The organism is Variovorax nitratireducens (genome assembly GCF_051216545.1).
Taxonomy (GTDB): Bacteria; Pseudomonadota; Gammaproteobacteria; order Burkholderiales; family Burkholderiaceae_C; genus Variovorax.
Genome location: NZ_JBPJZO010000013.1, coordinates 36,528 through 52,555, shown reverse-complemented (window position 1 = coordinate 52,555; position 16,028 = coordinate 36,528). Strand labels below are relative to the sequence as shown.

16 protein-coding genes and 2 pseudogenes are annotated in these 16,028 nt (G+C 62.0%); 9 read left to right on the top strand and 9 right to left on the bottom strand.

The window, feature by feature from the left end; translation table 11 throughout:
- The first annotated feature begins 194 nt into the window (after positions 1-194).
- Together ACSFA8_RS23425 and ACSFA8_RS23420 are read left to right on the top strand one after the other, a co-directional pair.
- Positions 195-1,163, top strand: a complete 969-nt coding sequence (locus ACSFA8_RS23425; RefSeq protein WP_435481879.1) for a helix-turn-helix domain-containing protein — start codon at positions 195-197, stop codon at positions 1,161-1,163.
- Between the two features lie 314 nt (positions 1,164-1,477).
- Positions 1,478-2,950: an APC family permease gene (locus tag ACSFA8_RS23420; protein WP_435481878.1), complete on the top strand. Its 1,473-nt coding sequence runs from the start codon at positions 1,478-1,480 to the stop codon at positions 2,948-2,950.
- 221 nt (positions 2,951-3,171) lie between these two features.
- Here the strand turns inward: ACSFA8_RS23420 and metC are convergent, their stop codons facing one another.
- Positions 3,172-4,350, bottom strand: coding sequence for a cystathionine beta-lyase (gene metC / locus ACSFA8_RS23415; RefSeq protein WP_435481877.1), 1,179 nt, complete (start codon positions 4,348-4,350; stop codon positions 3,172-3,174).
- 42 nt (positions 4,351-4,392) lie between these two features.
- Positions 4,393-4,602 (bottom strand): hypothetical protein, encoded by a 210-nt coding sequence (locus ACSFA8_RS23410; protein WP_435481876.1) that lies wholly within the window; start codon positions 4,600-4,602, stop codon positions 4,393-4,395.
- A gap of 193 nt (positions 4,603-4,795) precedes the next feature.
- Here ACSFA8_RS23410 and ACSFA8_RS23405 point away from each other — a divergent pair, with 193 nt between their 5' ends.
- Positions 4,796-5,251, top strand: a complete 456-nt coding sequence (locus ACSFA8_RS23405; protein WP_435481875.1) for an Lrp/AsnC family transcriptional regulator — start codon at positions 4,796-4,798, stop codon at positions 5,249-5,251.
- A 309-nt stretch (positions 5,252-5,560) separates the two neighbouring features.
- Here the strand turns inward: ACSFA8_RS23405 and ACSFA8_RS23400 are convergent, their stop codons facing one another.
- Positions 5,561-6,079 carry a hypothetical protein gene (locus tag ACSFA8_RS23400; RefSeq protein ID WP_435481874.1) on the bottom strand — a complete coding sequence of 173 codons (519 nt, stop codon included), beginning with the start codon at positions 6,077-6,079 and terminating at the stop codon, positions 5,561-5,563.
- A 472-nt stretch (positions 6,080-6,551) separates the two neighbouring features.
- On the opposite strand from ACSFA8_RS23400, the gene ACSFA8_RS23395 reads away from it, so the two are divergent.
- Positions 6,552-7,052 (top strand): hypothetical protein, encoded by a 501-nt coding sequence (locus ACSFA8_RS23395; RefSeq protein WP_435481873.1) that lies wholly within the window; start codon positions 6,552-6,554, stop codon positions 7,050-7,052.
- Here the strand turns inward: ACSFA8_RS23395 and ACSFA8_RS23390 are convergent.
- The 3 genes from ACSFA8_RS23390 to ACSFA8_RS23380 all read right to left on the bottom strand — a co-directional run bounded on the left by ACSFA8_RS23390 (position 7,001) and on the right by ACSFA8_RS23380 (position 9,390).
- Positions 7,001-7,627: a PqiC family protein gene (locus ACSFA8_RS23390; protein ID WP_435481872.1), complete on the bottom strand. Its 627-nt coding sequence runs from the start codon at positions 7,625-7,627 to the stop codon at positions 7,001-7,003. The genes ACSFA8_RS23395 and ACSFA8_RS23390 overlap by 52 nt on opposite strands.
- A 332-nt stretch (positions 7,628-7,959) precedes the next feature.
- Positions 7,960-8,841: an MlaA family lipoprotein gene (locus ACSFA8_RS23385; RefSeq protein ID WP_435481871.1), complete on the bottom strand. Its 882-nt coding sequence runs from the start codon at positions 8,839-8,841 to the stop codon at positions 7,960-7,962.
- 84 nt (positions 8,842-8,925) lie between these two features.
- On the bottom strand, positions 8,926-9,390 hold the full coding sequence (locus tag ACSFA8_RS23380) for a DUF3313 family protein (protein ID WP_435481870.1): 465 nt from the start codon (positions 9,388-9,390) through the stop codon (positions 8,926-8,928).
- Positions 9,391-9,635: 245 nt separating this feature from the next.
- Between ACSFA8_RS23380 and ACSFA8_RS23375 the strand changes: the two genes are divergently transcribed.
- From ACSFA8_RS23375 to ACSFA8_RS23355, 5 genes and pseudogenes are all read left to right on the top strand, one after another.
- Entirely contained in the window at positions 9,636-10,253 is a 618-nt protein-coding gene (locus ACSFA8_RS23375; RefSeq protein WP_435481869.1) for a TetR/AcrR family transcriptional regulator, read from the top strand.
- A gap of 144 nt (positions 10,254-10,397) precedes the next feature.
- Positions 10,398-10,664 (top strand): hypothetical protein, encoded by a 267-nt coding sequence (locus tag ACSFA8_RS23370; RefSeq protein WP_435481868.1) that lies wholly within the window; start codon positions 10,398-10,400, stop codon positions 10,662-10,664.
- A 204-nt stretch (positions 10,665-10,868) separates the two neighbouring features.
- The gene (locus ACSFA8_RS23365) at positions 10,869-11,189 is read left to right on the top strand and encodes a hypothetical protein (RefSeq protein WP_435481867.1); all 321 of its coding nucleotides are present in this window, start codon (positions 10,869-10,871) and stop codon (positions 11,187-11,189) included.
- A 34-nt stretch (positions 11,190-11,223) separates the two neighbouring features.
- Positions 11,224-11,717, top strand: a pseudogene (locus ACSFA8_RS23360) (integrase core domain-containing protein); the annotation flags it as partial.
- 302 nt (positions 11,718-12,019) lie between these two features.
- Positions 12,020-13,052 (top strand): annotated as a pseudogene (locus tag ACSFA8_RS23355) (ISNCY family transposase); the annotation flags it as partial.
- Positions 13,053-13,097: 45 nt separating this feature from the next.
- On the opposite strand, the gene ACSFA8_RS23350 reads toward ACSFA8_RS23355, so the two are convergent.
- The 3 genes from ACSFA8_RS23350 to ACSFA8_RS23340 are packed head-to-tail and all read right to left on the bottom strand — an operon-like array spanning position 13,098 to position 15,926.
- Positions 13,098-13,544, bottom strand: coding sequence for a MaoC family dehydratase (locus ACSFA8_RS23350; RefSeq protein ID WP_435481866.1), 447 nt, complete (start codon positions 13,542-13,544; stop codon positions 13,098-13,100).
- Positions 13,537-15,189 carry an AMP-binding protein gene (locus ACSFA8_RS23345; protein WP_435481865.1) on the bottom strand — a complete coding sequence of 551 codons (1,653 nt, stop codon included), beginning with the start codon at positions 15,187-15,189 and terminating at the stop codon, positions 13,537-13,539. Before ACSFA8_RS23345 ends, ACSFA8_RS23350 begins: the two co-directional genes overlap by 8 nt.
- Positions 15,186-15,926, bottom strand: a complete 741-nt coding sequence (locus ACSFA8_RS23340) for a nitroreductase (RefSeq protein WP_435481864.1) — start codon at positions 15,924-15,926, stop codon at positions 15,186-15,188. Before ACSFA8_RS23340 ends, ACSFA8_RS23345 begins: the two co-directional genes overlap by 4 nt.
- Between the last annotated feature and the right edge of the window lie 102 nt (positions 15,927-16,028).

Sequence of the window (16,028 nt, the reverse complement as noted above, 5' to 3'; positions counted from 1 at the left end):
CAATCCGGGGCCGCCGTACAGATTCGTGCGCTGGCAGGTTGCCTATGGCTGCCTGAAGGGGACGCGCTCGCGTTTGAGGGGGCCGGGTTTCCCCGATTTGTGCCCCGATGGGCTCCTAGCACAATTCTTGCAATGCGGGAATTTCAAGTGCCTGCCCTCGCAGGCCTTGTTCACCACGGAAGTTCTCCAGAGCCATGAATCAAAGCATCAATCGATTTCAGGACGCTCATGTCCATGCGTCGGCCGTGCACGACTGGAGTCAAACGTACAGTCAGATCACGGCGGGGTCGCTGGAGAGTTCGTTGATGCAACTCACCAGCGCTCGATGCCATGTCTTTCGTGAGCAGATCAATCAGCGTGTCGTGCAGCACGGTGAGGCCCCGCAGGGGAAAGTCTGCTTTGCCGTCCCAATCGCGATTCCGGGCGCGATCCGCATGCAAGGACGTGAGGCGGACGACAAGAGCATCTTCTTTCTCCGTGCAGGAGAAGAGTTCATGTTCCACATGCCGTTGGGAATGGACATGCTGGCGATCACGTTCGATCAGGAATTGTTCGAGCGCGCCTTGGTGGACAACCTCTGGGCAGAGGAAATCAACACCTTGCTCAAGCAGCCTGTGATCAAGGTTCCGCCACAGCGTTTCGCCGAATCCCGCAGGCGGCTGCTGGCGATGTTTTCCGAGGCGCTGATCAATGACGACCTTGGCAATACGCCGGAGAGGGAGCAGGAGATGGAGCAGGCGATGCTGGGCGAAGTGCTGCAATTGGTGTCCGACCCGGCCTGCGACAGGGGGCAGCGCCAAAGCAGTTCGACGCACAGCTTCATCGTCGAGAAGTGCCATCGCCTCACGGTGTCTGACGCGATCAACGTGCCGAGCGTCATCGAACTGTGCCAACGCCTTCAGGTGAGTCGTCGCACGGTACAGAACAGTTTTCGCACTGTCGCAGAGACGACGCCACTGAACTACCTTCGGTCAGTGCGCCTCAATGGCGTGCGCCGGGAATTGATGTCCACGCGCATGTCGGATCTGTCGATTGGAGACGCCGCAGCCAACTGGGGCTTCTTCCACCTGAGCCATTTTGCGGCCGAGTACCAGGGGTTGTTCGGTGAACTGCCTTCGCAGACCAGGCGAGCCGACGCAACCGCGCGCCGCTTCGACGACTGAGCAGCCATGGTTCCGCGCCGTTCAACGACGCCAGTATCGCCATAGCGGCCTGCGTTGAATCGGAGACAAACTTCCTCAAGAGCCCAAGGGCGGCCAGCTTCGCCTTGCTGAGCACGCGTACCAATTGCCGGGTGGCCGCACAGCTGCTAATCGAGTTGGGCGCAAGTCGCGGCGCGATGGTTTGCCGATCCGGGATACCGCGCAGCAGGCTTCTGTTCATAGACTGCCAGGCACCTCTGTCGGGACGTGTGGGCTTGCGTGCCCATTCGCCGTTCCGGCTTCGACCATCGCACGCCTAGGCAAGGAGACAGTACATGGAAGTGATGAACCCTTTGGTGGAGCGGCCACAGGAAGCCGCCACAGTCCGCTCCACCAGCCTGCGTCGTTCGACGCTCAGTGCCGGTTTCATCACACTGCTGGTGATCTCGGCTGCAAGCCCGCTGAGCGTTGTCGCCGGCGGCTTTCCGCTTGGGATCATGCTTGGCAATGGTGCTGGCACGCCCGCACTGGTCATCGTCGCGCTGGCTCTTTTGTTGCTGTTTGCCGCAGGCTACACGGCGATGGCCACTTGCGTCACCAGTGCCGGGGGCTTCTATGCCATGGTCGCGCGGGGCATTGGTGGAAGCGCTGGCGGCGCAGCGGCGATGGTGGCGATCCTCGGCTATGTTGTGCTGCAATTCGCGCTGTACGGCATGTTGGGCGCTGTCGCGTCTGAGTCCCTGCGCATCCAGTTCGGACTGAGCGTTCCATGGTGGGCCTGTGCGCTTGCCGTCATGGCGACGGTGGCGTACTTCGGATATCACCAGATCGACTTCTCCGCAAAAATCCTAGCCGGTTTCGTGATTGCGGAGTATGCGGCTGTCTTGACCTTGGATGTCCTGATACTCAGCCATGGCGGGGCAGAGGGCATCAACCTCAAGTCCTTCACCCCGCAGGTCATCTCCAGCGGAAATCCGTTCATCGGATTGCTCTTCTGCTTTGCCGCCTTCATCGGCTTCGAGGCGACGACCATCTACAGTGAAGAAGCCAAGGATCCGAAGCACAGCATCCCGATCGCCACCTACGCGGCACTATTGCTGGTCGGCTGCTTCTACTCGTTTTCGCTGTGGTGCATGGTGCTGGGTGCGGGCAGCGACAAGGTCGCTGCCACCGTTTTGGCCCTGAGCGATCCGACGAGTTTCCTGTACACGCTCTCCGACATCTATGCAGGCTCGCAGCTGACCATGATCTTGCGAGGCATGTTCATCGTCAGCATCTATGCAGGATTGATTGCATTTCACAACTCGACCGCACGCTACTTCTACGCGATGGGCCGCGAAGGCTTGCTGCCGTCCCGGCTTGGGTGGACCCATCCCAGACACAAGAGCCCGCATGTGGCATCTCTGTTGCAGACGGTGCTGTGTGCGGCGGTCGTGATCGGCTTCGCGGTGGCCGAGGCGGATCCGGTTCTGACGATGTTCTCGTGGTTGAGTAACCTGGCCACGCTATGTGTGCTCTTGCTGATGATCGCCACCGCGATCTCGGTGATCGTGTTCTTTCGCGGCGCTTCGCACGGCTATGGCACTGTCAGGACTTTGCTGCTGCCGGCATTGGCGAGCCTTGGGCTCAGCGCGGTGCTGGTGCTTGCCATTGCGAATTTCCATGTCTTGACAGGTGCCAGCACGCGGAGCTCATTCGCTCTGGTCGGCCTGGTGCCGATCGCCGCTGCGGCCGGTTGGTTGGCTGCGCGTAGGCTCAGGCGCCGTGATCCGGTGCGTTTTGCGGGCCTGGGTCAGGATCGGGCCTAGCGGGCCATGATTCGCCTACTTCAGATGGCCTTCCAATGTTGAGCCAAGAGAATTCGGTCTTCCTGCTCGGCGGGCAACTGCACAGGGCCAGGCCGATCAGATTGGCCACTTTCATGCCGACCAACGGGCGTGCATTTCGCAGCAAACGCCTGCGTTCCTGAGCGCAATGGCGAGGCGGTCTCGTTGCGCCAGTTGCCAATTGCTTCGCAACAGTGGATGTATCACGCGGATGCGGCCCCGAAGCGCGCGAAACCCTTTTGCAGGTCGGCGATCAGGTCGGCCGGATCCTCCAGACCGATGTGCAGACGGATCAGGTGGCCGGGCTCGTTCCAGGCGGTGGCTGTGCGCATTTTGCGGGGATCCACCGTCAGCACGAGGCTTTCAAATCCACCCCAGGAATACCCCAGCGAGAAGAAGGAGAGGCCATCGAGCATGGCTTGCACGGCCTTGAAGGGGGCCGCCTTGGTCACGAAGGAGAACAGGCCGCTCGCCCCGGAAAAATCACGCCTCCAAAGATTGTGGCTGGGGTGTGAGGGCAGGGCTGGATGAAGCACACGCGCGACTTCTTCTCGGCTCTCAAGCCAACGCGCGATTTCAAGTGCGCTCTGCTCGTGCCGCGCCAGACGAACCTCCAGTGTGCGCAGGCCTCGCAGCGCGAGATTCACATCGTCCGGCCCCACGAACATGCCGAACTGGAAGTGGAATGCTTTGAGCTTTTCCCAGGCGCGGGGTCCGGCAGCGACCGTCCCGAGCATGGCGTCGGAATGACCCACGATGTACTTTGTGGCAGCCATCAGAGAGAGGTCGACACCGGATGGTATGGCTTTGAAGAACAGGGGGGTCGCCCATGTGTTATCCATGATGACGAGTGCCTCGTGTCGATGCGCCGCTTCGGTGATCGCGGGGATGTCCTGTATCTCGAACGTGTGAGATCCAGGCGACTCGGTGAACACCGCTTTGGTGTTGGAGCGAAACAGTGCTTCGATGCCTGCGCCAATTGACGGGTCATAGTAGGTCGTTTCGATCCCGAAGCGCTTTCCGGCGGTCTCGCAGAAGTGACGCGTAGGCGCATAGACACTGTCAGGGACCAGGAGGTGATCACCGGCACCGGCGACGGCCAGGATCGCAGTGGTGCAAGCCCCCAGGCCTGAGGGGCAAAGCACCGTACCCTCGGCGCCTTCCAACGCCGTGATGGCTTCGGCCAGTGCGGCAGTCGTTGGATTGCCCCACCGACCGTAGCCAAAGCGCTGGGTTCCGCGTTGCATGGTGTCCACGTCAGGAAACACCACCGTCGAACCGCGGTAGCTGGGCGGATTTACAAAGCCGTGATGGTCTTCAGGGTGAATGCCGGCGTGCGCGAGCACTGTGCCGGTGCCCAGACCGGAGTCGTCCAAGGTCATTTCAAATCTTTCACAGGTTGGTTGTGAAGTGCATCGCTCAGTTCAGCAAGAACCGAGGTCGCGCATATTCGAGCATCGGGTTTCTGGGCCAGCGGTGAGCGCACCCGTGGCAGTCAGAAGGAGGATGCCGGTGCCGACAATGGCTCCGGTGAACGCCAACGCCAGATCAAGGGGGCTCAGGATCCTTTCGAGGCCCTCTGGCGCACGACTTGCAACCATCGCATCCATGTTCCTTGTTCTCAACAGGCTCATGCGTGCCTCCGTTTTCTTATGAGAGTTGAGCGGCCGGTACGGCCAGCGAGACCCGCTCAAATTGCTGACCTCGACAGTCGACAAGTATCGTTGCCGGTGTGAAAAATAGGATTAACGTAGTTAGCCAGAATAATGGAAGATAGGAAATATAATTAGTCAATAAAGCCTGTTTTTCTGATCTGGAGTACTCTCTATGGAACTGGACGAAATCGATCGCGCCATCCTGCAGATCCTGCAGACGGATGGGAGGTTGGCCAACGCGGAGATCGCGGGTCGGGTTTCGCTGTCGCCACCGGCGTGCTGGAAGCGGCTGAAGCGATTGGAGGAGCATGTCATCCTTAGCTACCACGCGGCGCTCAATCCGCAGGCGTTGGGGTTAGGGTTGTTTGCGTTCATCAGCATCTCGCTCGACAGTCACTCAGAGAAGGCGATGCAAACTTTTGAAGCGGGAGTGATGGCCCTGCCCAACGTCGTTGCCTGCCATAACGTGTCTGGCAAATACGACTATCTTCTGCAGGTTGTTGTCAAAGACATGGAGGCGTTTCATGAACTGGCGATGTACCGCATTCGCACGCTCGGCAACGTCAAGGAGATGTACACCGGGTTTTCGCTCAGAGAAATCAAGCGCTCAGCGAGTCTGCCCGTCTAGTGCGATACGCCTTTCTGCCGTGAACGGAGATGCTGATCAATGGGGTGCTGCAGGCATGGCTGGTGCATGCGTTAAGACATCGCAATTCGCAGGATCACGGACACGAGTCGACGCAGTGTTGCCAGCGCCGAGCGCAAGCCCCGGGAGCAATCCACCCGAGAGGGGTGGAGGAGACAACCGGTTCAGTTGGGTACTGCCGCAAAGCGAAGGAGCCGGATGCACATTCCATGCAAGCCGTGCTGCCTATGCCGCGATCCCTGCAGATCAACCCCTCCCTTGCCATGCCGACGGGCAAGAGCGCGTCCTCGGTTATCCGGCCGCAATGAAGCGGTCGGCACGAGCTGCCTCCAAGACTCCCGACAGATTCGAGCCCAGCAGGTCGACGGGGCTTCGGTCGTTCAACCATGGGTTGGGTTGGGCAAACCAGATGGCGAGTGTCCAGCCATCGAATACCGTGACAAGTTCGGCGAGCACTTGCCGAGGCGCTGGCTTGACGGAGAGGTCGGAAAGTTCGAACTGAAACATCGGGATCCAGACGATGCCCCTCCATTCGAAACTGAAGATCTCGCCTGCGACGAGGAGTGTTGCAAGGCTCACGGAGTCGCCTCGCCGGCGATCTTCCAGCAAGCGGACAAGATCGCCTCCGCGCACCGTGCCGCCGGTCGCTCGATATCGAGCGAGCATCGCAACGAAGGCACGATCGCTGGGAAGGTCGCCGATCGCTTCCTCGACCTCTTTTTGTGCCGGCGCGATCCACGGAAACGGGTTGGTGTCCGGGGCAAGATCGCGCAACGCCGCTGGCTTCTTGGCACTTTGAACCGGACTCATGTACCTCCCCGCGCGGTGCAGACGAATAGTGTGGGGGTCATGACGTCGTTCCTATGGTTCAGGTGCCGGCAGTGCGGAAAAGGTCAGAGATTGCCTACGGCAAATCGACTCGCACGTCGAAGAATCCGCGTTCGGGCAGGTGGCAAGGCGTGGTGATCCGGCATCGCCAGCCCGTTGCATCGCCGAAAATCTCGCTTGCAAAGATCCCGGAGCGTTTCGTCTGTTGGCAAGCGAACCTATTCTTGAATCTTGGCCCGGCAAGTGCTGCAGCCGGGAAGGGAGCTGCCAAGATGCCGCTCGCGTCTATGGCCGGCAACTCAGTCGTCCTCAAAGCGCGTTCAGTTTGGCGATCAAACCAGGTTCTCTCAGATGCTCGTTCTCGAAGAGTCGGCATTGCGGGCGCTTGACGAGGCAGGAGTTGCGGCCGCGGCAGGACGGTGTGTCGAAAGCAACGGGCACGGGTATCTCGAAGTTGAGCGCTTCGATCGAATTGGACGATTTGGTCGGCGGGGGAATGATTCCCGCCGGAGCGATTGACGACGAGCTGTCCGGCGCGCGGGACAACTGGCAGGCGTTTGCCGAGCGCTTCGAGAAAGCTGGAACGCTCGGGCCCGGTTCCGTGCGCATCGTGCTCGTGTTGACCGCGTTCTCCGAACTGGTCAGGAATGGAAATCGCCATTTCGAGAATTTCTCGTTGATGAGGGATGAGCCCGATCAGGCATTGGCCCGGCTTGTATGCGACGGTGCTCCGTCGTCGCATGCCTTCCTCGCCCAGAGTAGGAAAGCGATCCGCAGGGCATTGCCGTGGTTCAGCGCAGCAAGCAGCGGCGCCACGCTCTCGGCTGCTGTGCAGCCGGCCTGGCCGCGGGTTGCGAAGCTCGCCGAGCGCGGTGCCTGCTTCTTCTTCCCGCACTTGGGTGCTCAACCTGTGCACGTCGCCTCCGGGTTCATTCTTAGCGCTTCCAATTGCTGAGATATGGCGTCCGCTGCGCGATCAACGACACGCTGTACGCCCTGCGAAAGCGCCTGGACGCTGTCCTTGACGAACTCCGAGTGCGACCACTCGCAATGGAGCGAGCGGTCGATGTCTGGCCGCTGCAGCACCCAGCTCAAGGCGGCCTCGATGCGCGTGTCCTCCACCGCATCGAACCGACGCACCTGCACCGAGATGCGCCATATCGGTTGGTTGACTGGGCGAGCGCCCTCGTTCGCATCAAGTGCCTCCAAGCGCGCGGCCACACCGCTGGCCAGCGCATCTTGCAGTTCTCGCTTGAAGGAGGACGACCAGCGTCGCTGCCCCCGCAACCCGACCTCGCCGTCCGGCACGTTCCTGCGCGCTGGCACCTCAGGCTCTTCGGCCATGACCAGCGGCGCGAACTCGATCAACATCGGTGATTTGGGTTTGAGAACCAGCGCCGACAGGGCATCTGATCCGGCCAGCTTGTACCCGCGATCTGGCTCATTCACGTAACCCTCGACCAGAAAGGCGCTTAGCATCAGCGCCAGCACGGCGGCGTGTAGGACCGGAAAACTAGAGAGGTACTTCATCTGCTGTCGCTCGGCCTGCCGCGCAGAGGCGATTCGGGATGACGCTGAAGAGCCGAGTCGCAGCGCACACGCGCGAGCGGTCTTCGGAGAGGAGTAGGCTTTGCACCACACCGATCTGCCGGTTCAGATGGAGCAGGAGGACGCTGGCCTTCGTCACTCATGTGCGCTTCGCCTTTCCTTGAGACTTACGAGATGAGGCTGGGGAAATGGACTTGTCCCGGGCCTGAATAGCAGACAGGGCCAGCGCGCAGAGCGCAGCGACTGGTGCGATGGGCCGTGTGAGCGAACGGCGGCGGGAAGGCGGGAGAAGAAGTGCACCATCTTCGGCGTGCTCAGAATTGAGCGGCACGGCCCGCGTCGACAGAAGGCTCCGCCACGTCATGTTGGGGCGCCTGACCGTCTTGAACCAGCCCGCGGCGGCGCTGCAGGTAGGCGTCGCGCACAAAGAGGTATTTGTCCAGCGCGATGCTGTCGAGCATCTCGGTGGCGGGAAGCAATTCAGCGCGCTTGCCGGTGAGTTGCAGCACGCTCAGGCCGGCGCGCGCATCCGCATTGGCGACGAAGGCCTGCGGAGCGAGCAGCATCTCCACCGGTATGCCCGCCGTGTCGCGCACTGTCGATGGTCCGAGGATCGGCCACACGATGTAGGCGCCGGGGCCGGCGCCCCAGCGGCCCAGTGTCTGGCCGAAGTCCTCGCCGTGGCGCTCCAGACCGAGCGGCGTGGCCACGTCGATCAGGCCCAGCACGCCGAGCGTGCTGTTGGTGACCACGCGCGCCACGTCGGACAGCGCGTCCTTCGGCCGCCCCTGCAGCAGCAGATTGATCGCCGACCCGATGTCCTGCGGATTGGCGAAGAAGTTGCGCACGCCGGTGCGTACCACCTGGGGCACAACCTTGACGTAGCCGCGAGCAACAGGTGCGACCACCGCGCCATCCACTGCTTCGTTGAAGTCGAATACGCCGCGGTTCCACGGTTCGATGGGGTCGGGCTGCAGCGCTGTGGCGCAACCCGCCAGCAGGGCTGACGCAAGCAGGCCGACCAGCGCGGCAACCCTCGTTGCACCAGCTCGGTGGGCATCGCGTGTGACGGCGCATTCCCATCCTGCCGGCGAGCGAACCAGGGGCCAGACTCGTTGGAACCATGGCGTCGCACGCCGGCGCAAGCCCGGATTGGCCTTGTGCATCGCAGGAAAGAGGTTGGTATCGGTGCTCAAGGTCGTTTTCGTGATGCGGATGTCCAAGCGGCTCCCCCCCACCTTGCCGGGCAAGTCCGCTTCGGTATTGCGAGGGACATGGAGCTACGGAAGCTGTGCGACCGGGGATTCGGCCGCGTTTTCGATCTCGGCCTTCGCGGCGTCCAGCGCGCCCCCGGTGGACTTCGCTTTCCCTGCGGTCAGCGTCGCGCGTACCGGAACCGTTCGCGGCATCGACGCGTTCACGATCGAGAAGCGCTCGGCACGCGCCGTCCTGAAGTGAAGCTCCATGTAGCGGGTGAGCGCCTGCCGGTCGCGGGCAGGGATCTCTTCGAATTGACGGACGCTGTCCCCGCGGATGGGAACGGGGTCGATCATCGCGTTGGCGTACTCCCTCCATTCGACGTCTGGGGCGTAGCTGTTGGGCACGCTGCGAGATTCGTCTGCGATGTTCGGCTTCAGATGCTGGGATGACGATGGCCCGAGGTCGAGACGCGATCGCGTGCTAGCGCACCCGCCGAGAACAAGCAGGGCCGAGATGGCGGCGAGCGGCGCGGAGGTGATTCGCATTTCAATTCTTCGTCAGATCAGAGATTCGGCCGGGACTCACCCGTTGCTTGGGCTTGTCGTTTCCGTCGGTGTCGCAGAGCTTCTGCCGAACCGTCAACGAGCAGACTCGTTGTGCTCGACAGGCGCATCCGTTGCGGCGGTTCGGTCAAAACGATACCATGCGGTACCGTTATTATGAATCGAGTTTTTTTTGCCTGTCAACAAAAATGTACAGTCGGGTCTGGTAATCAAAAGATGAAAACGCAATGAAGGTACTCACCGAAGCGCGTCGAATGGCCATCGTGGAGGCGGCAGGCAAGCTGTTCCAGGAGTTCGGTTTCGAGGGCGCTTCCATGAACGAACTCGCAGCCCGGCTGCAGGGTTCCAAGGCCACGCTGTACCGCTACTTCCCCTCCAAGGAGGCCCTGTTCGACGCTGTGGTCAGGGCGTCGGCAACCTCACATCTGTCCATGGCAGTGGAAGGACTGCAGGCGGATGTTGATGCCAAGGAGACGATCCGAAGTGCGCTCGTGCGCTTTGGCGAGCGAATGCTGTTTGTGTTGACCGACGACGCTAGGGCGTTGGACATTTATCGCATGGTGGTCGCAGAGGCCGGTCGCTCGCGGGTGGGGGAGCTGTTCTACGAAGCCGGCCCAAGGGAGAGTGTGAAAGCGCTGGCCGTGATTCTGAAGAGGGCCATGGAGCGGAGGGAACTGCGCCGCACGAACCCGCATGTCATGGCGCTGCATTTTCTGGGACTCGTCACGGCAGAGATCGACCGGCGGCTGTATCAACAGAAACCGCCCGCTTTGTCCACACGTCAGATTCGCGCCATGGTCGAACGTGCGGTGGACATGTTCCTGGGCGGCGCGGTGCCGCGCTGAACGCGCCCGCCGCGGCACGGCGCGCGCTCTGCCGTGCCTTCTCCACAGCAATGAGGAGGGCCGCGTCGTTTCAAGGTTATAGCCGCCTCTCATCCTCATGAATCCCGATACCGTCCGCAATCTACTCGGGTTACCTTCGAACGAATGACCACCGCCCGCATGCCACCGCAACTCGGCCACATCGATGACGAGGAGCTGGAGCGCCTCGCTACATTCTGGCGCGGGCAAGCCTTGCGCGGGGATCGGGAGGCCTATGGGATCGCCCATGCGCTGGAGGTTGAGCAGCGCCGACGGCTGCGCGCGAGCCAGATGGCGCAGTTGCCGCGGGAGCCCGTTGCCGCTCCGCGGCCATGGTGGAAGTTCTGGCAGGCGGGAGCGGCCACCGGCGGCGGCCCTGTGTCGCCCATGTGAAAACCCCAGACTCCGCCCGGTCAGCAGCGCCGCGGGCACTTCGCCTTCCTGCATGGATCATTCGGGCAACTGCGGCTCAAGGTTCAGGAAACATCGCGGCGGCCGAGCCCGCTGTCCCGGTCGTTCCTCAAGTCCCAGTCGTTTCCGATCCTGGCGCCGGTTCCCCGATGCCGTTTCAAGGTGTTCGCGGTCGTTCCCAACCCAATGACGATCGCCGCCTTCTCCAACGAGAACCCCACGCCGGGCACCACGCTCCAGGTGCGCGCCATCAAGTCCTACGCTGGACTCGGCGGTCTGCCGGGCAATCACATCGCGTACGACGAGGCCACCGACCGGCTCTACGGCAGCATCGGCGCAACGATCATGGTCATCGACCATGCGAGCATGGTCAGCGGCGACGTGACGCCGACCCGGGTCATCACGACGCCGTCCGTGGGTTCGCTCCGTGGACGAACCTCGTCTTCGACAAGGCCAACGACGAGCTCTGGCTGGGCGGCTCCAAGCCGGTGTCCGGAGCCCTGGTGAAGATCGGCCACGCGAGCACGGCGCAGGGCGCGGTCGTCCCCGACAACATCTACCCGATGAGCGGGCCCAACGCGCTCGCCTCTGGAGCATGGACTTCGTGAGCGACAGCCTGAGCACCGGACGGCGCATTAAGTGCCTGGCGGTGGCGGACGACTTCAGCCACAAGTGCGTGAGCATCGCGGTAGACTGGGGCATCTCGGGGCAATTCGTCACGCGGCTGCTCGACCAGACGGCTGTGTTCGGAGGCTACCCGCTGGCCCTGCGCACCACAACGGCCCAGAGTTCACCAGCCGGGCTTTCATGGCCTGGGCCAGCGCGCACGGCACCGCCACATCCTGATCGAGCCGGGCAGGCCCATGCAGAGCGGCTACATCGAGGGAGCTTCAACGGGAGTTCAGGGACGAATGCCTGAACGAGCAGCGGTTCGAGACACTGCAGCAGGCCCGATCGGCCATCACGCTTTGGCGACAGGACTACAACGAGGTCAGGCCGCACAGCGGTTGCGCAAGGATGCCACCGGCGAAGTTCACCGAGCAGCCACAACAACCACAGCGACCAGTTAATCTTTCATCCCCGGACTTCCTCGTTATAAATGGCATGGCAGGAGGGGGCAGGTCACTGGCGCACCATCAATACCGAGGCGATGCGCACCAGGCGGCCAAGCTGTGTATTCCATAGTGTTATTAAACATAACAGATCTTGTATAAATCAAGCATGTAGCGGCTGAGTAGTAATGTCTCATTCTGGCTAGGTAGAGATGTCGCAAAGTCTGCGCCCCCCGGTCCGGGGTTTGAGGTGCAGACATGGCGAACGACGCGGCCACCATCACGATGAACATGCGCGAGGTCGATCGGATCAAGACGGTGCAAGCCGTCGTCGACCGAATGACACGTGTGGGTCAGGCCGCGAAGCGGCTGGGCTTGAGCCGCAGGCAGATGTCGCGGCTCATCGAGCGCTATGCAGCCGAAGGACCAGCCGGCCTGGTGTCACGCAAGCGCGGACGTCCAAGCAATCATCAACTGGCGCCAGAGGTGGCCGAACGTGCGACGACGCTGATCCGCGAACGCTATGTTGATTTCGGGCCAACACTTGCGTGCGAGAAGCTTCGTGAGTGCCACGGGCTTCCGTTGGCCAAGGAGACCGTCAGGGTGCTGATGATGGCGGCCGGCCTGTGGACGCCCCGCAAACAGCGCGCAGCCAAGATCCACCAGCCACGCAACCGCCGGGCATGCGTCGGCGAGCTGATCCAGATCGACGGCAGCGACCACGCCTGGTTCGAGGAGCGGGCGCCGGCGTGCACGCTGCTGGTCTTCATCGACGACGCCACCAGCCGGCTGATGCAACTGCACTTCGTGCCGACAGAGTCGGCCTTCGCGTACTTCGAAGCCACGCGGGCCTACCTCGAGCAGCATGGCAAGCCGGTGGCGTTCTACAGCGACAAGGCCAGCATCTTCCGCTCGGTGCGCGATTCCACCGACTTCGGCCGCGGCACGACGCAGTTCGGGCGCGTTCTCTTCGAGCTGAACATCGACATCATGTGTGCCAACACGAGCCAGGCCAAGGGCCGTGTCGAGCGCGCTAACCTGACCTTGCAGGATCGCCTGGTGAAGGAACTGCGCCTGCGCGGGATCAAGACGCGCGAGGCGGCCAACGCCTTTGCGCCGCACTTCATTGCCGACTTCAACACCCGTTTCGCCAAGGCGCCGCTGCGCGAGTTCGATGCATCGGCCGGTGCGCGCCGATAAAGATCTGGATCTGCTGTTCACCTGGCGGCTGCAGCGCAAGGTCTCGCTGTCGCTCACGCTGCAGCACGACCGGGTGATCTACCTGCTCAAAGACACCCCAGCCAACCGCAAGCTGATCCGTAGCGCGTCTGCGACCTTGTCGCCGCAAGCGCTCGTTACGAAACTAGCAATTGCTTGGTGCAAAACACAACTGGCTGGTGGCGAGCACGAGGGTTCGGCCGTCCTGCGCCCGGATGGTGCCCTCCAGGCCGAGCAATAGCTGTCCATCGAGTCGCGACGCAACCGACGTGATGATCCACTCGAGCTCGACCGATTCGTTTGCTCTGACGGCATCAAGCAGGTCAAAAGAAAAGCTTTTTCCAAGCACGCTGCCTCGGGACGAAAAGTGGGTCGCGCTCAGGCCCATCAGAATCGATGTGCTGTGTGTACCGCTAACGATGAGACCGCCAAAGCGGCTGGAGCGCGCATAGTCTGCATCCAGGTGTAGGGGATTCTCGTCGCCCGCCGCGAGCGAGAAGGATCGCGCCTGCTCCTCGTCGAAAGTGTGATGGCGTGAGAACCGGTACCCCACACCGACGTCGAGGCGATCCGTGGTGTAGCAGTCAAGCATGGTTGGCTAAACGGGTGATGGCAATCTGGCTCCCGGCTTCCTCGCGCAATCTGAATTTCTGTATCTTGCCTGTCGCGGTCTTGGGCAGCGCTTGGAAGATAACCCGGCGCGGGCACTTGAAATGCGCAAGCCGCGCGCGGCAGAAAAGGATGATGTCTTCCTCAGACGGCTGCTCGACATTGCCTCTGAGCTCCACGAAGGCGCATGGAACTTCGCCCCACTTCTCGTCTGGCTGTGCCACCACGGCCGCGTGAAGGACCGCGGGATGGCCATGGATGATGTCCTCGACCTCAACCGAGGAGATATTTTCTCCGCCCGAGATGATCACGTCTTTGGATCGATCCGTGATCTGCACGTATCCGTTGGCATGCTGGACCGCGACATCGCCGGTGCGAAACCAACCTCCGGCGAAGGCCTTGAGCGTCGCGGCCTCGTTCTTGAAATAGCCCATCATGACGGTATTGCCGCGCAGCATCAGTTCGCCCGCTGTCTTGCCGTCCCACGAGACCGGCTGGAGAGTCTCGGCGTCACCCACCATGAGACCTTCGAACATTGCTGCCCGCGCGCCTTGCCGCACACGGAGCTTTCCCTGTTCGGCCGCCGGCAAATCGTCCCAGCCGTCCTGCCACTCGCAACTGACCGGCGTCCCCGAGACTTCAGTGATGCCGAACACGTGCTCTACGTCGAATCCCATGGAGCGCACCGCCTCCAACACGGCCAGGGGTGGAGGGGAGCCAGCGGTCAACACGCGAACCGGTCGGGGTAGCGTCCTGCTGTGGACGGAGTCCGCCAGCATTGCCATCACAATCGGCGCCGCGCAGAGGTGATCGACGCCGTGGTCATCGATTGCGGCCATGACGGCATCCGCGCCGACCTTGCGCAGGCATACATGGGTGCCCGCCGCAGCGGTGATGCCCCAGGTGAAGCACCAGCCATTGGCATGAAACATGGGCAGCGTCCAGAGGTAGCGCGGGGCACGCGGCATCGCCCAGTTCGTCAGCTGGAGCTGGCTCATGAGGTAGGTGCCACGATGGCTCGCGACAACGCCTTTCGGATCTCCCGTCGTTCCGGAGGTGTAGTTCAGCGCGATGGGCTGCCATTCGTCGGCTGGCCAGATCCCTGCGAACGCAGGATCGCCACTCTCCAGAAGCGACTCATAGTCCGTCTCGCCTATCGGTGATCCAGAGGGCGCCAGGCGGTCGTTGATATCGACGACGATGGGTGGCCGCTCCAGAAGCCCCAGGGCCGCTTTCGCGACATCCGCGTATTCGCGATCCACCATCAACAGCCGGCACTCGCCATGCCGCAGGATGAACGCCACGCCTTCGGGATCCAGACGATGATTGACCGCGTTGAGTACCGCGCCGGCGAGCGGAACGCCGAAGTGAGCCTCGAGCATGGCAGGCGTGTTGGGAGCGAGAACGGAAACCGTGTCACCGACCTCGATTCCTTTGCCGACCAGCGCCGATGCGAGTCGGTAGCAACGATCCCGCGTCTGCGCCCACGTTCGGGACAACTCGCCATGGACAACGGCGATCCGCTGCGGGTGAACGAGCGCCGCCCGGTCGAGGAATCCGAGCGGCGTAAGTGGGACATGATTCGCCGCACAGCGATCGAGACCAGTCGAATAGGAAGCTGCACTCATGGTGGGGTCTCCTTTTTGTGGATGTGGAAAGTCGTGAAGGAAGCTACTGGCTCCCGCTCGGTGACCAGCGTGTTCTCGATCGACGCATCATCGGCGTACCCGAGGCTCATTCCGCACACCAGCATCTGTGAATCGGGAATTTGCAGGTAGCCACCGATCTCGCGGTGAAACTTGAGGAACGCCGCCTGAGGGCAGGTGTGAAGGTTGCGCGCCCTCGCTGCAACCATCACGCTCTGAAGGAACATGCCGTAGTCAAGGAGACTCCCCTGCTGCAGCTGCCGGTCCACGGTGAAGAAAAGGCCCACCGGCGCATCGAAGAAGCGATAGTTGCGCCCGTGCTGAATATGCATGAGCACCTTGTCGCCCTTCGCTATGCCGAGCAGACCGTACAGATCCCATCCGACCTTCCGCCGCCTGTCGATGTATGGCGGGACCCATTCACGTGGGTAGTAGTCGTACGGCTCGCTCAGATTGGCGGCGAGGGCCGGATCGCCGTCAACCTGGGCCAGTCTTGCCGAGAGCTCTTCCTTTGCATCGCCGGCGACGACGTAGACGCGCCAGGGCTGCATGTTCATGCCCGACGCGCTGTAGCTGGCTGTTTCCAGAATTGACTCGACGACGCTTGTCGCTACCGGCAATGGCAGAAACGCGCGCACGCTGCGCCGTGTGACGATGGCCCAGTCCACGGCTTCCTGCAACGTCGCATCTTGCACCTCGGACGCTGTCATACGGTCCATCGCTCAGGTCTCCAGGTTGTAATCGACGAACGGTCCATACCATTCGATACGAGTGCCGACTTCAAGGGGCAACTGACTGCGCCTTGGCGGCCATCGAAGACT

What these genes read in the sequence shown, in the direction of transcription:
- ACSFA8_RS23420 (WP_435481878.1), top strand. Translation starts at nt 1,478, where the DNA reads ATGGAAGTGATGAACCCTTTGGTGGAGCGGCCACAGGAAGCCGCCACA.
- metC (WP_435481877.1), bottom strand. Translation starts at nt 4,350, where the DNA reads ATGACCTTGGACGACTCCGGTCTGGGCACCGGCACAGTGCTCGCGCAC.
- ACSFA8_RS23380 (WP_435481870.1), bottom strand. Translation starts at nt 9,390, where the DNA reads ATGCGAATCACCTCCGCGCCGCTCGCCGCCATCTCGGCCCTGCTTGTT.
- ACSFA8_RS23425 (WP_435481879.1), top strand. Translation starts at nt 195, where the DNA reads ATGAATCAAAGCATCAATCGATTTCAGGACGCTCATGTCCATGCGTCG.
- ACSFA8_RS23370 (WP_435481868.1), top strand. Translation starts at nt 10,398, where the DNA reads ATGACCACCGCCCGCATGCCACCGCAACTCGGCCACATCGATGACGAG.
- ACSFA8_RS23410 (WP_435481876.1), bottom strand. Translation starts at nt 4,602, where the DNA reads ATGAGCCTGTTGAGAACAAGGAACATGGATGCGATGGTTGCAAGTCGT.
- ACSFA8_RS23345 (WP_435481865.1), bottom strand. Translation starts at nt 15,189, where the DNA reads ATGAGTGCAGCTTCCTATTCGACTGGTCTCGATCGCTGTGCGGCGAAT.
- ACSFA8_RS23400 (WP_435481874.1), bottom strand. Translation starts at nt 6,079, where the DNA reads ATGAGTCCGGTTCAAAGTGCCAAGAAGCCAGCGGCGTTGCGCGATCTT.
- ACSFA8_RS23350 (WP_435481866.1), bottom strand. Translation starts at nt 13,544, where the DNA reads ATGCTTGACTGCTACACCACGGATCGCCTCGACGTCGGTGTGGGGTAC.
- ACSFA8_RS23340 (WP_435481864.1), bottom strand. Translation starts at nt 15,926, where the DNA reads ATGGACCGTATGACAGCGTCCGAGGTGCAAGATGCGACGTTGCAGGAA.
- ACSFA8_RS23365 (WP_435481867.1), top strand. Translation starts at nt 10,869, where the DNA reads ATGACGATCGCCGCCTTCTCCAACGAGAACCCCACGCCGGGCACCACG.
- ACSFA8_RS23375 (WP_435481869.1), top strand. Translation starts at nt 9,636, where the DNA reads ATGAAGGTACTCACCGAAGCGCGTCGAATGGCCATCGTGGAGGCGGCA.
- ACSFA8_RS23390 (WP_435481872.1), bottom strand. Translation starts at nt 7,627, where the DNA reads ATGAAGTACCTCTCTAGTTTTCCGGTCCTACACGCCGCCGTGCTGGCG.
- ACSFA8_RS23405 (WP_435481875.1), top strand. Translation starts at nt 4,796, where the DNA reads ATGGAACTGGACGAAATCGATCGCGCCATCCTGCAGATCCTGCAGACG.